This window comes from Xanthomonas sp. LMG 12460, from assembly GCF_009192895.1.
Classification (GTDB): Bacteria; Pseudomonadota; Gammaproteobacteria; order Xanthomonadales; family Xanthomonadaceae; genus Xanthomonas_A; species Xanthomonas_A sontii.
Genome location: NZ_NKUH01000064.1, coordinates 20,685 through 34,027 on the forward strand (window position 1 = coordinate 20,685; position 13,343 = coordinate 34,027).

At 69.3% G+C, this 13,343-nt stretch carries 6 protein-coding genes; 5 read left to right on the forward strand and 1 reads right to left on the reverse strand.

Features of this window, described 5'->3' with window-relative positions:
* Positions 1 to 25 precede the first annotated feature (25 nt).
* The 4 genes from CEK66_RS13640 (at position 26) to galA (ending at position 7,697) form a co-directional block, all read left to right on the forward strand.
* The gene (locus tag CEK66_RS13640) at positions 26 to 919 is read left to right on the forward strand and encodes a LysR family transcriptional regulator (protein ID WP_152237267.1); all 894 of its coding nucleotides are present in this window, start codon (positions 26 to 28) and stop codon (positions 917 to 919) included.
* A 325-nt stretch (positions 920 to 1,244) separates the two neighbouring features.
* Positions 1,245 to 3,947 (forward strand): TonB-dependent receptor, encoded by a 2,703-nt coding sequence (locus tag CEK66_RS13645; protein WP_152237268.1) that lies wholly within the window; start codon positions 1,245 to 1,247, stop codon positions 3,945 to 3,947.
* A gap of 16 nt (positions 3,948 to 3,963) precedes the next feature.
* Complete coding sequence (locus CEK66_RS13650; RefSeq protein WP_152237269.1) at positions 3,964 to 5,139, forward strand: arabinogalactan endo-1,4-beta-galactosidase; 1,176 nt, start codon at positions 3,964 to 3,966, stop codon at positions 5,137 to 5,139.
* Entirely contained in the window at positions 5,136 to 7,697 is a 2,562-nt protein-coding gene (galA, locus tag CEK66_RS13655; protein ID WP_152237270.1) for a beta-galactosidase GalA, read from the forward strand. The genes CEK66_RS13650 and galA overlap by 4 nt, the downstream gene beginning before the upstream one ends.
* A gap of 262 nt (positions 7,698 to 7,959) precedes the next feature.
* Here galA and CEK66_RS13660 read toward each other — a convergent pair whose 3' ends face one another.
* Positions 7,960 to 9,888 carry an alpha-L-fucosidase gene (locus tag CEK66_RS13660; protein WP_152237271.1) on the reverse strand — a complete coding sequence of 643 codons (1,929 nt, stop codon included), beginning with the start codon at positions 9,886 to 9,888 and terminating at the stop codon, positions 7,960 to 7,962.
* A gap of 445 nt (positions 9,889 to 10,333) precedes the next feature.
* Here CEK66_RS13660 and mutS point away from each other — a divergent pair, with 445 nt between their 5' ends.
* On the forward strand, positions 10,334 to 12,946 hold the full coding sequence (gene mutS, locus CEK66_RS13665; RefSeq protein ID WP_152237272.1) for a DNA mismatch repair protein MutS: 2,613 nt from the start codon (positions 10,334 to 10,336) through the stop codon (positions 12,944 to 12,946).
* Positions 12,947 to 13,343: the final 397 nt, after the last annotated feature.

A 13,343-nucleotide genomic window follows, 5' to 3' on the forward strand; every position in this document is an offset into this window, starting at 1 on the left:
TTCGCTCACTCCGAACGGTTGCCCCATGACCCTGGAACAACTCGCCCTGTTCGTGGCGGTGGCCGAGCGCCAGCACCTGACTCAGGGTGCGCAGGCCGCGCACCGCACGCCCTCGGCCGCCAGTGCCGCGATCAAGGCGTTGGAGCAGCAGTACGGGGTGGCTCTGTTCGACCGTGTCGGTCGCGGCCTGGTGCTGACCGCGGCCGGTGCGGCGTTCTGTGAGGACGCCAAGGCGATCCTGGCGCGCAGCCGTGCGGCCGAACTGGCGCTGAGCGAGTGGCGCGGCGTGCTGCGCGGCACCCTCGATCTGCACGCCAGCCAGACCGTGGCCAGCTACTGGTTGCCGACCCGGCTGATGGCGTTCCATGCGCGCTATCCGCAGATCGAGATCCGCCTGAGCGTGGGCAACACCGACAGCGTGGCGCGCGCGGTGCGCGAGGGACGCGCCGAACTGGGCTTCGTCGAGGGCCGCGTGCAGGCCGCGGAACTGCTGAGTTCGCCGCTGGGCCACGACCGGCTGCGCGTGGTCGCCGCGCCGGACCATCCGTTGGCGGGGCGTCGCCGCCCCGGGCTGGCACGACTGGTCGCCGACAGCACCTGGATCATGCGCGAACCCGGCTCGGGCACGCGCTCGGCGTTCGAGGCGGCGCTGCGCGATGCCGGCATCGGCCCGGAGCGCCTGCGTGTGGCGCTGTCCCTGCCCTCCAACGAAGCGGTGCTGTCGGCGGTGCAGGCCGGGCGCAGCCTGGCGGCGATCTCGCAGCTGGCCGCGGCGCCGTGGCTGGAGAGCGGCCGCCTGCAGCCCCTCGCCGTGGCCCTGGGCGAACGCACCTTCCATGCCCTGCGCCACCGCGAACGCAGCCTGGGTGCGGCGGCAGCCGCTCTGCTGGACTTGCAGGCCCCATCCACCGCGGCCTGAGCCTGGCGTGGGCGACGGTAGACGCGGCGCGCGATATCCATTCCAAAACGAGATAGCCCTCGGCAAATGCTTCATTGGAATGGAATGCCTGTCGCTTCTATCCTCGTTTCCGGTCTCTCGCGCGCCAAGGCAGCGGAAGGGGAATGTCCGCGGCGGCGCCAGCAGACATGCCACGCACGCCCCGCCACGTCGACAGACACGCCATCGAGGACAGCGACCGGGACAGCCTGCAGCCCTGCATGACGCCCTGCCGATGCCTCCAGGACCGGGTTTTCCGGTCCACGCCAATTTGATCGGTCACTTTTTGTCCTGGGAGGGAACAAAAATGCCTTTGGAACAGTCCCGTCGCCCGGTCGGCCGGCGCGCGCACCGCCCTGCCGCCCGCACCCTGCTGGGCGCGGCCATCGTCCTGGCCCTGTCCGGCAGCTTCGCCGCGCAGGCGCAGAGCACCAGCGCCGATCCGGCAGCCACGCCACCCGCCAAGCCCGATGCCACGACCGACGCCAAGACCGGCCAGCAACCGGTCACCCTGGACAACGTGATGGTGGTCGGCCAGCGCGCCAGCCTGGAACAGGCGGTGCAGGCCAAGCAGCTCGACGACCACGTGGTGGAAGTCATCTCCGCCGACAACATGGGGCAGATGCCCAACGTCACCGTGGCCGAGGCGCTGGTGCGCCTGCCCGGCGTCAACGGTACCCGCGACCGCGGCAACGAAAGCCTGGCCACCGTGCGCGGCCTCGGCCCGCGCATGACCATGGGCACGGTCAACGGCCGCGAGATCGCCTCCTCCGAACCCAACCGCGCGGTGCGCTGGGAGGTGTTCCCCACCGAGATCGTCTCCACCGTCAAGGTCTACAAGACTCCATCGGCGGACCTGATCGCCGGCGGCATCGCCGCCACCGTGGACATCTCCACCATCAACCCGCTCGATCACACCGGCCCGACCTTCGTCGCCACCGCCGGCCCGGTCTACTACGACGAGGCCAAGGACGCGCGCGACTACTCGCCGTGGGGCCAGCGCCTGGGCGCGAGCTGGATACACCGCATCAACGACAACCTGGCGGTCGCGCTCGGCGCCACCTACCAGAAGCAGAAGAACGCCGGCGTCTCGATCGGCAGTTGGGGCTACACCGATGCCAGCAACGCGCGCGATGTGGATGGCGACGGCAAGGTCGACTACACCCCCTGGGGCGCGGCCGACCAGCTCAAGCTCACCGAGCAGACCCGCAACGGCGCCATGGGCACCGTGCAGTGGCGCTCGGGCAACCTGGAACTCAAGCTCGACGGCCTGTACTCGCGTATCCGCATCGACGAGGACCAGCGCCAGAACTGGTTCAACAACCTCGGCTACAGCATCTACTCGGCCAGCAATCCGTACACGACCCCGGGCTCGTCCTACACCATCGTCGACGGCGACGTCGTGGCCGGCACCCTGGCCAATTCCAACCTCCAGGTGGACCACGTCATCGCCAACTACAACGAGGTCAAGACGCTGGCAGCCGGCGGCCTCAACGCCAAGTGGCGCGGCGACGTGTGGACGCTGGGCAGCGACCTGTCGTTCTCGCAGGCCAAGCGCGACAACGACTGGCGCGCGGTGCGCTTCGGCAGCAACCCGGACACGGTGTCGTTCGACTTCCGCCACGGCGTCACCCCCACCATCAGCACCAGTTCCGATGCGCCGGAGTGGGGCATCAGCGGCCAGACCGAGCCGCAGGCGCTGCGCGACCGCATCGCCGCGCTGGCGCTGAGCGCGAGCCGCGCGATCGAGGATTCGCCGGTCACCGCGCTGGAGTTCGGCGCCCGCGCCTCACGCCGCGAGAAGCAGAACCGCCACTTCACCAGCTTCCAGTCCGGCTACAGCCAGCCGATCTCGGCCTACCAGGACCTGATCTATCCGGTGACGATGCCGGACCTGAACGTGCCGACCCTGACCGGCGGCGACCTGGACGCGATCGCCAAGCTCGGCTTCGGCGGCTTCGATCCGAGCCTGGCCACCGAACAGCGCCTGGACCACTGGAATGTCGAGGAGAACGTGCGCGAGGCCTTCGCCAAGGCGGTGTTCAGTTCGCAGTGGTTCGGCGTCGACGTCACCGGCAACGCCGGCGTGCGCGTGGTCCACACCGACACCGACAGCCATGGCTACGACACCGTCGGCGGCGTGGTGCAGCCGAGCAGCGCCGGCAAGACCTACACCGACGTGCTGCCCAGCGCCACGGTCAATTTCCTGATCGATCCCGAGCGCATCCTGCGTCTGTCGGTGGCCAAGGTGATGGCGCGGCCGCCGCTGGACGAACTGCGCACCGGGCGCGCGCTCGACGACCCCAACACCACCGTCGGCCAGCTCACCGGCAGCGGCGGCAACCCGCAGCTCAACCCGTTCCGCGCCACCCAGTTGGACCTGTCCTACGAGTGGTACTTCCACAAGGAGGCGCTGGCGGCGCTGGCGCTGTACCGCAAGTGGGTGGATTCGAGCATCGGCTACAAGACCCAGCACGAGACCATCGACGGCCGCGACTACCTGATCAGCGGCCCGTTCAACGGCGGCGGCGGCTACATCAACGGTGCCGAGCTGACCTTCCAGACCCCGTTCTTCTTCATCCCGCACATGGAGAACTTCGGCATCTACTCGAACTACTCGTACGTGGAATCCAACCTGCACGAGTTCTCGCCGGCGGACAATCCGCTGCCGCTCAGCGGCCTGGCGCGCAACACCGGCACGCTGGACCTCTGGTACAACAACAACAAGTTCGAAGCGCGGATCGGCTACAAGTACCACAGCCCCTACACCGTGGTGTACGGCTGGAACGCGGCGCGGCTGGCGCGACTGGAGAGCGAAGGCACGGTGGACCTGAGCCTGGCGTGGCGCTACAGCGAGCACCTGGGCTTCAAGTTCCAGGTCGGCAACCTGACCAACGAACCGCTGCGCGCCTACAGCGACAACAAGCGCAACCGGCTCGCCAACCAGGACGATGGCGGCTACCAGCTGTTCGGCCGCCGCTTCGCCCTGGAAGCGACCTACACGTTCTGAGCCGGTGGAGACCCGCATGCGATCCAGACGCACCTGGCTGCCGGCGCTCGCGCTGGCTCTCGCCACCGCCCTCGCCGCGCCCATGGCCGGCGCCGGCACGCTGTACCTCGGCGCCGACCTGTCCTACGTCAACGAGATGGAGGATTGCGGCGTGCAGTACCGCGACCACGGCGCGCTGCGCGACCCGTTCGCGCTGTTCCATGCGCACGGCGCCAACCTGGTGCGCGTGCGCCTGTGGAACGATGCGCGCTGGACGCGCTACAGCGATCTGAGCGACGTCAAGAAGACCATCCGCCGCGCGCGCGCGCAGGGCATGCAGGTGCTGCTGGACTTCCACTACTCCGACGACTGGGCCGACGGCGAGAAGCAACTGATCCCCAAGGCCTGGGCCAACATCACCGACCAGGACGAACTGGCGCGCACGCTGTACGGCTTCACCTACGACACGCTCAGCGCGCTGGACCGCGCTGGGCTGATGCCGGAACTGGTACAGATCGGCAACGAGAGCAATTCCGACCTGATGGACAGCCAGCCCTGGGACAAGCGCCGGCCGATCGACTGGACCCGCAACGCCAAGCTGTTCAACGCCGGCATCCAGGCAGTACGCGACGCCGGCGCGCGCTCGACGATCAAGCCCAGGGTGATGCTGCACATCGCCCAGCCGGAGAACGTGGAGCCGTGGTTCGCCGCCGCGGCCAAGGCCGGCGTGCGCGACTTCGATTTCATCGGCATCAGCTACTACCGCAAGTGGTCGCGCGAGACCATGGACCAGCTCGGCGCCACCATCAAGCGCCTGCGCCAGCGCTATCCGGCCGAAGTGATGGTGGTGGAGACCGCCTATCCGTGGACGCTGGAAAGCGGCGACCCCTCGCCCAACCTGCTCGGCGCCGACTCGCTGATCAAGAGCTACCCGGCCACCCCGCAGGGCCAGCTGAACTACCTGGTCGACCTCACCCAACTGGTGGTCGACAACGGCGGCAGCGGCGTCGTGTACTGGGAGCCGGCCTGGACCAGCAACACCTGCAAGACCCGCTGGGGCGTCGGCTCCTCGTGGGAGAACGCCAGCTTCTTCGATTTCCGCCACGGCAACGAACTGCTGCCCGGCATCGGCTTCATGCAGCACGCCTACCGACCGGCCCCGGCGGCGGCCGCAGGAACCACCGCCGCGCCCGCACAGGACGCGCAGCCATGATCGAACTGAGCCGCCGCGACCTGCTGCGCTCGCTGGTCGCCGGCGGCGTGCAGGCGGCGGTGCCCGGTGCCGCCTCGGCGCTGGCGCCGGCCGCGCTGGCCGCCACGCCCACCGGCAACGATGCCAGTGCGCCGCTCTCGCTGGATCTGGACGACGATGCGCCGCGCCAGCGCCTGCTGTGCGATGGCGGCTGGCGCTTCCATCTCGGCCACGCCGACGACCCGGCGCGCGACTTCAATTTCGGCACCTTCCAGCGCACCTACGCCAAGGCCGGCAAGGACACCGCCGATGCGGCCCTGCTCGGCTTCGACGACAGCGCTTGGGAGCGCATCGACCTGCCGCACGACTGGGCGGTGGCGCTGCCGCCGCGCCAGGACCCGACCTCCACCCTGGTCAACGGCGAAGACCCGGCCGCCGCGCACGGCTACACGCCGCTGGGGCGCACCGATCCGCAGACCAGCATCGGCTGGTACCGGCGCGTGCTGGAGATTCCGGCCGAGGACCTGGGCAAGCGGATCAGCCTGGAATTCGACGGCGTGTTCCGCGACTGCATCGTGTTCTGCAACGGCCACATCGTCGGCCGCAACGGCAGCGGCTACTGCGGCTTCGAAGTCGACCTCAGCGACGTGCTCGACTACGGCGCCGAAAACATCATCGCCGTACGCGTGGACGCAACCCTCGGCGAAGGCTGGTTCTACGAGGGCGCCGGCATCTACCGCCACGTCTGGCTGCGCACCACCGACGCACTGCACGTGCCGATGGACGGCGTGTACGTGCGCAGCGCCTGGGACGGCGGCGACGCGCAGGCGCTGGTGGAGACCGAACTCGGCAACCACGGCGCGACGCCGCGGCAGTGCAGCGTGGTCTCGGTGATCCGCGCGCCGGACGGGCGCATCGTCGCCCAGGCCAGTTCCGCGCCGATCACGGTCGAGCCCGGCGTGGTGCAGCGCGTGCAGCAGACCCTGGACCTGGGCACGCCCGCGCCGTGGTCGCCGGAACACCCGCAACGCTACACGCTGTCCACGCGCCTGCTCGGCGACGGCCATACCTGCGACGCGACCACCACCCACTTCGGCGTGCGCCGCCTGCAGTTCGATCCGCAGCGCGGCCTGCTGCTCAATGGCGCGGCCTACAAGCTGCACGGCACCAACAACCACCAGGACCATGCCGGCGTCGGCACCGCCATTCCCGACCGCCTGCACGAATGGCGCCTGCGCCAGCTCAAGTCGATGGGCTGCAACGCCTACCGCAGCGCGCACAACCCGGCCTCGCCGGCGGTGCTGGAGCTGTGCGACCGGCTGGGCCTGCTGCTGATCGACGAGACCCGGCGCATGTCCTCCGACGACGAGGCCATGGCCGAACTGACGTCGATGGTGCGTCGCGGCCGCAACCATCCCTGCGTGATGCTGTGGTCGCTGGGCAACGAAGAGCCGCAGATGGTCACCGCGCGCGGCGCGCGCATCGTCGCGCGCATGCAGCGCCTGGTGCGGCGCCTGGATCCGAGCCGCCCCACCACCTTCGCCATGGACAAGGGCTTCGACGACGGCGTCGGCCAGGTCGTGGACGTGGTCGGCTTCAACTACCGTACCACGCAGATGGATGCCTTCCATGCGCGCCATCCGCAGATCCCGGTCTACGGCAGCGAGACCGGCAGCACCGTCGGCGTGCGCGGCAACTACCGCACCGACGACGTGCGCGGCTATGCCCGCGCCTACGACCTCGACTACCCCTGGTGGGCCAGCAGCGCCGAAGCCTGGTGGAGCTATGTCGCGCAGCGCCCGTACATCGCCGGCGGCTTCGTCTGGACCGGCTTCGACTACCGCGGCGAGCCGACCCCGTACAACCGCTGGCCGAACGTCGCCTCGCAGTTCGGCATCCTCGACAGTTGCGGCTTTCCCAAGGACAACTACTGGTACTACCGCGCGCAATGGACCACCGCGCCGGTGCTGCACCTGTTCCCGCACTGGAACTGGGACGGCCTGCTGGACGAGCGCGACAACGGCATGGTCGACGTGTGGTGCCACAGCAACCTGGACGCGGTGGAACTGCTGGTCAACGGCGTCAGCCAGGGCCTGCAGCAGGTGCCGGCCTACGGCCATGTCGAGTGGCGCGTGCGCTACGCACCCGGCCGCATCGAAGCGCGCGGCTACCGCGGCGGCAAACAGGTGCTGACGCAGCGCCGCGAGACCGTGGGCGCCCCGGCCGCGGTGCGCCTGCGCTGCGAACGGGCGAATCTGCTGGCCGACGCCGAGGACGTGGCCGTGGTCGCAGTGGAGATCGTCGACGCCAAGGGCCGCGTCGTGCCCACCGCCAGCGACGCCGTGCGCTTCGCCGTCCGCGGCCCCGGCCGCCTGATCGGCGTGGGCAACGGCGACCCGTCCAGCCACGAACCCGACAAGGCCGACCAGCGCCGCGCCTTCAACGGCCTGTGCATGGCCTTGCTGCAGACCACGCGCGATGCCGGCACGCTGACACTGGAAGCGACCGCGCCCGGATTGGCGCCTGCGCGGCTGGCGCTGAAGAGTGTGCGCACCAAGCCGCGGCCGTTCGTCGCCTGAGGCGGCCGCGCGCTTTCGAGGCGCTGCGCGGCGCCATCGTCATGCGCTCCCGACTCGGTGCTCCTACGCGGCGCTGGCGCGCCAGGTACGTCCGCCCAAGCCGTGGTCGGCACACGCGCGACGCAGAATGAAGTGAAGCCGCTGACGCGTCATTCCGAAGCCGATCTACGACGCCTCGCCAGCGTCGCCGCAGCCACGACGCTGCATCGTCCCGGCGATGCACGCTCCCCCACCGCGCATCGCGGCGAGGGAGCGCCAGCCCTCACCGCAAGCGCGAGAAGGCACCGATCCCGGCGATCGCCAGCCGCTCGGCGGGCAGCGCCGTTTCGGCGAACGACAGCCGCAGGTAACGGATCTGCCGCACCTCGGGGAAATTCAGCCGCTGGGTCGAGAGCGCGTAGGCGATATTGGACAACTCGCCGCCCCCGGCCGGCTGCCAATGCTGGCCATCCTCGCTGCTTTCGGCGCGATAGCCCTTCGGCGGTGCCGCACCGTTCATCACCGTGCGCGAGGGGGTGAGGCTGAAGCCGGCGACCTGGCGCAGCGCACCGAGGTCGATGGTCACCTGCGCGGGATGGCCCGGCGTGGGAGCGGGCACGACCCAGATCGTGCTTGCATCGTCGTCGAGCAACTTCTCCGCTCCCGGCGCGCTGGCGGCGACGATGCGCCAACCCGCGGTGGACAGCACGTCCGGCGCGTTCGTCGTGGGCCGCGCAACCGCAACGGGCGCCACCGCGCGAAACAGCGCGAATTCGCTGATCGCCGGACAGACCGGCGCCTCGAGCACACGCAAGCGCACACGGCGCGCGGCAATCGGACGATCGAGCCGCAGGATCCGCTGCGCGCCGATGCATTGCGCTTCGGCCAAGCGCTGCCATTGCCCGTCCACCTCGGCGTCGATCGCGAAGCGGGTGACGCGCACGCCCAGCGGCAGGTATTCGCGCAGCCGGATCAGGTCGAAGCTCTGCGCCGCCGACAGTTCCAACGTCAGCGTCGGCGTGGTGACGTCGTCCGGCGTGGACCAGTAGCTGTCCGGCTGGCGGTCGAGCACACGCTCCGGCTCGAACCCCGGACCGCGCGCCGCGCTGGCGCTGGCCTTGGCGCCCTTGGCCAGATCGATGGCGAAGCTGGCGCGGATCGCGTCGCCGAAGCTCTTCAACACCGCAACGTCGTGGTCGGCGATGCGGCCGCGCCGGTCCGGCGGAAGATTGAGGTTCATGTTGGTGCCGCGCGCGACCGAGGTATCGAAGTAGCGCACCAGATTCTCCGGGCTGCGCACCTTGCCGTCTTCGTCGGCATGGTAGAACCAGCCCGGGCGGATCGAGGTGTTGGTCTCCGCAGGCCACCACAGCGCCCCGCCTCGCACGCCGGCATTGCCGTTTTCCTGCGTGTAAGGCGCATTGGGCATGGTCGGCCAGCACGGATCGCCGGCCACGCCCTCCTCGTTGCCGACCCAACGGATATCTGCCCCCAGCGGGTCGAAGGTGCAGGCCATCGGCTGGTGTTGGTGGACCAGCTCGATCATCCGCGGCCAGTTGTAGTAGGCGGGGGCATCGATCTTGCGGGTTTCGCGCGCTCCGCCGTAGTAACCGTCGCCACCATTGGCGCCGTCGAACCAGAACTCGAACAGGTCGCCATAACCCGTGCACAGCTCGACGATCTGCTTGCGGAAATAGTCGAGATAGCCGGGACGGCCATACTCGGCGTGGTTGCGATCCCAGGGAGAGAGATAGATGCCGAAGGCCAGGCCGGCACGCCGGCACGCCGCGGCCATTTCGCCGACGATGTCGCCCTTGCCGTTCTTGTAGGGCGAATTGCGGATGCAATGCTCGGTCAGGCGCGTCGGCCACAGGCAGAAGCCATCGTGGTGCTTGGCGGTGAAGATGATCCCTTTGAGGTTGCCGGCCTTGGCCGCGGCGACGATCTGATCGGCGGAGAAATCGCTGGGATCGAATCTGCGCGGATCTTCGTCGCCGTAACCCCATTCCTTGTCGGTGAAGGTGTTCATCGCAAAATGCACGAAGGCGTATTGCTCCCAACGGTGCCAGCGCAGTTGCCGCGCGCTTGGCACGGCGCCCCACGGTGCCGGCCCTTTCGGACGCGGTGCGGCCACGATCTGGGCGGCGGATGCGCTGAAGCCCGCGGCGACGGCCACGACACCCGTGGCAAGAAAGGTACGACGATCGATCATGGACGCCTCCGGCTCTACACAAGCCCGGATCTTAGCTTTTCCAACAGCGAAACAGTCCTACGCGGAGCGACACCCGGGCATTCAAAGGGCACAACGTCACCGTGTGGCCGATCCGCCGCCGCATGCTCGTGAATCGCACCGCGTGCTGTCGCCGATCCACTTTTTTACGGACAATGGCAGCTGGCACCGAGACGACTCGCACGCAGTGGCTGCGGACTCGGCATTGCACGTGCTGCGTGCGCATCGGACATTCGCTGTCTCGCAATTGACCTTCCTGCCGTTGTCCGTGGAAACGGCGCAGCCCCGACGTTGCACCGTGGATCGGCAGGTGGCGCATCGAACCATGCACCGGGCTGGCGCCGCGCCACGCTGTCATTTGCTGCCGGCACCCGTCCATACTTGTCCACGGACCGTCACCCCGAAACTCCCTAAGTCACTGAATCAGATGCAGAATCGAGAAAAAACCCAAGCTCCTGGAAGCGCAGCGGAGCACACCCCGCTGATGAAGCAGTTCTTCGCCGCAAAGTCCGAGTACCCGGACCTGCTGCTGTTCTTCCGCATGGGCGATTTCTACGAACTGTTCTACGACGACGCGCGCAAGGCCGCGCGGCTGCTGGACATCACCCTGACCCAGCGCGGCAGTTCCGGCGGTGCGCCGATCCCGATGGCCGGGGTGCCGGTGCATGCCTACGAGGGCTATCTGGCGCGGCTGGTGGCGCTGGGCGAATCGGTGGCGATCTGCGAGCAGATCGGCGATCCGGCGCTTGCCAAAGGCCTGGTCGAGCGCAAGGTGGTGCGCATCGTCACCCCCGGCACGGTCACCGACGAGGCCTTGCTGGACGAGCGCCGCGACACCTTGCTGATGGCGATCGCACGCAACAAGCACGGCTACGGCCTGGCCTGGGCCGACCTGGCCGGCGGCCGCTTCCTGGTCAACGAGGTCGACAGCGAGGACGCGCTGGAGGCGGAACTGGCGCGGCTGGAGCCGGCCGAACTGCTGGTGCCCGACGAGGACCAGTGGCCGGAATTTCTGCGCGAGCGCCGCGGCGTGCGCCGCCGGCCGCCGTGGCTGTTCGATGCCGACAGCGGCCGCCGCCAGTTGCTGGCGTTCTTCCAGTTGCACGATCTGAGCGGCTTCGGCATCGACGACAAGCCTCGCGCGACCGCCGCCGCCGGCGCCCTGCTCGGCTACGTGGAGGAAACCCAGAAACAGCGCCTGCCGCACCTGACCGCGATCGCGATGGAGACCGCCGGCGAGGCGATCGCGATGAACGCGGCCACCCGCCGCCACCTGGAACTCGACACCCGCGTGGACGGCGACACCCGCAACACCCTGCTCGGCGTGCTCGACAGCACGGTCACGCCGATGGGCGGGCGCCTGCTGCGGCGCTGGCTGCACCGTCCGCTGCGTCTGCGCGAGGTGCTGGTACAGCGCCACCACGCGGTCGGCACGCTGATCGACCGCGGCGCCGACGCCGACTTGCGCGAGGCGTTCCGCGCACTCGGCGACGTCGAGCGCATCCTCACCCGCGTCGCCCTGCGTTCGGCGCGCCCGCGCGACTTCTCCACCCTGCGCGACGGCCTGGGCCTGCTGCCGAAGGTGCGCGCGGTCCTGGCACCTCTGGATTCGCCGCGACTGGCCGCGCTGGCGGCGGAGCTGGGCCAGCACGACGAGATCGCGCACCTGCTGGCGTCGGCGATCGCCGAGCAGCCGCCGCTCAAGCTCAGCGACGGCGGCGTCATCGCCGCCGACTACGACGCCGAACTGGACGAGCTGCGCCGGCTCAGCACCAACGCCGACCAGTTCCTGATCGACCTGGAAGCGCGCGAACGCGCCAACAGCGGCATCGCCACGCTGAAGGTCGGCTACAACCGCGTGCATGGTTACTACATCGAGATCAGCAAGGGCCAGGCCGACAAGGCGCCGGTGCACTACAGCCGGCGCCAGACCCTGACCAACGCCGAACGCTACATCACCGAGGAACTGAAGAACTTCGAGGACAAGGTGCTGTCGGCGCGCGAGCGCGCGCTGTCGCGCGAGAAGCTGCTCTACGAAGGCCTGCTGGACACGCTGGGCGAGCGCCTGGAGCCGCTCAAGCGCGCCGCCGCCGCGCTCAGCGAACTGGACGTGCTGGCCGGCTTCGCCGAACGCGCGCAGGCGCTGGACTGGACCCAGCCGGAACTGGAGACCGGTGCGTGCCTGCGCATCGAACGCGGCCGCCACCCGGTGGTGGAAGCGGTGCGCGAGCAGCCGTTCGAGCCGAACGACCTGGACCTGCACCCCGACCGCCGCATGCTGGTGATCACCGGCCCGAACATGGGTGGTAAATCGACCTACATGCGCCAGAACGCGCTGATCGTGCTGCTCGCGCACATCGGCAGCTACGTGCCGGCGCGGCGCGCAGTGATCGGCCCGATCGACCGCATCCTCACCCGCATCGGCGCCGGCGACGACCTGGCGCGCGGCCAGTCCACCTTCATGGTCGAAATGGCCGAGACCAGCTACATCCTGCACCACGCCACCGCGCAGTCGTTGGTGCTGATGGACGAGATCGGCCGCGGCACCTCCACCTACGATGGTCTGGCGCTGGCCGACGCGGTGGCGCGCCATCTCGCGCACCACAATCGCTGCTACACGCTGTTCGCCACGCACTATTTCGAGCTGACCGCATTGGCCGACGAATCGGTCGAAGGCGGCGCCAGCGGCATCGCCAACGTGCACCTGGACGCGGTCGAGCACGGCGACCGCCTGGTGTTCATGCACGCGGTCAAGGACGGCCCGGCCAACCGCAGCTTCGGCCTGCAGGTGGCGGCGCTGGCCGGCCTGCCCAAGGCCACGGTGGCGCAGGCGCGGCGACGCCTGGCGGAACTGGAGCAACGCGGCGGCGAGAGCCATGCCTCGCAGATGGCGCCGCAGGCGCTGGACGCGCCGCAGCAGTTCGGCCTGTTCGCGGCCACGCCCTCCGCCGCGCAGGAAGCATTGGCTGCGCTGGATCCGGACGAACTCACGCCCAAGCAGGCGCTGGAAGCGCTGTACCGGCTCAAGTCGCTGCTGTAGGCGGCCTGCGATTCAGCCCCTCTCCCACCGGAAGAGGGATTGGGGTGAGGGTCCGGCGCGAAGCGTCTCGCAGTGTCAGGTGCACGAGGCTGCGCCCGCACCCTCATCCGCCCTTCGGGGCACCTTCTCCCACTGGGAGAAGGGAAGCGCCAAAGCCCCTCTCCCACCGGGAGAGGGGTTGGGGTGAGGGTTCGGCGCGAAGCGTCTCGCAGCGCCAGGACACACGAGGCTGCGCCCGCACCCTCATCCGCCCCTTCGGGGCACCTTCTCCCAGTGGGAGAAGGGAAGCGCCAAAGCCCCTCTCCCACCGGGAGAGGGGTTGGGGTGAGGGTCCGGCGCGAAGCGTCTCGCAGTGTCAGAGTGCACGAGGCTGCGCCCGCACCCTCATCCGCCCCTT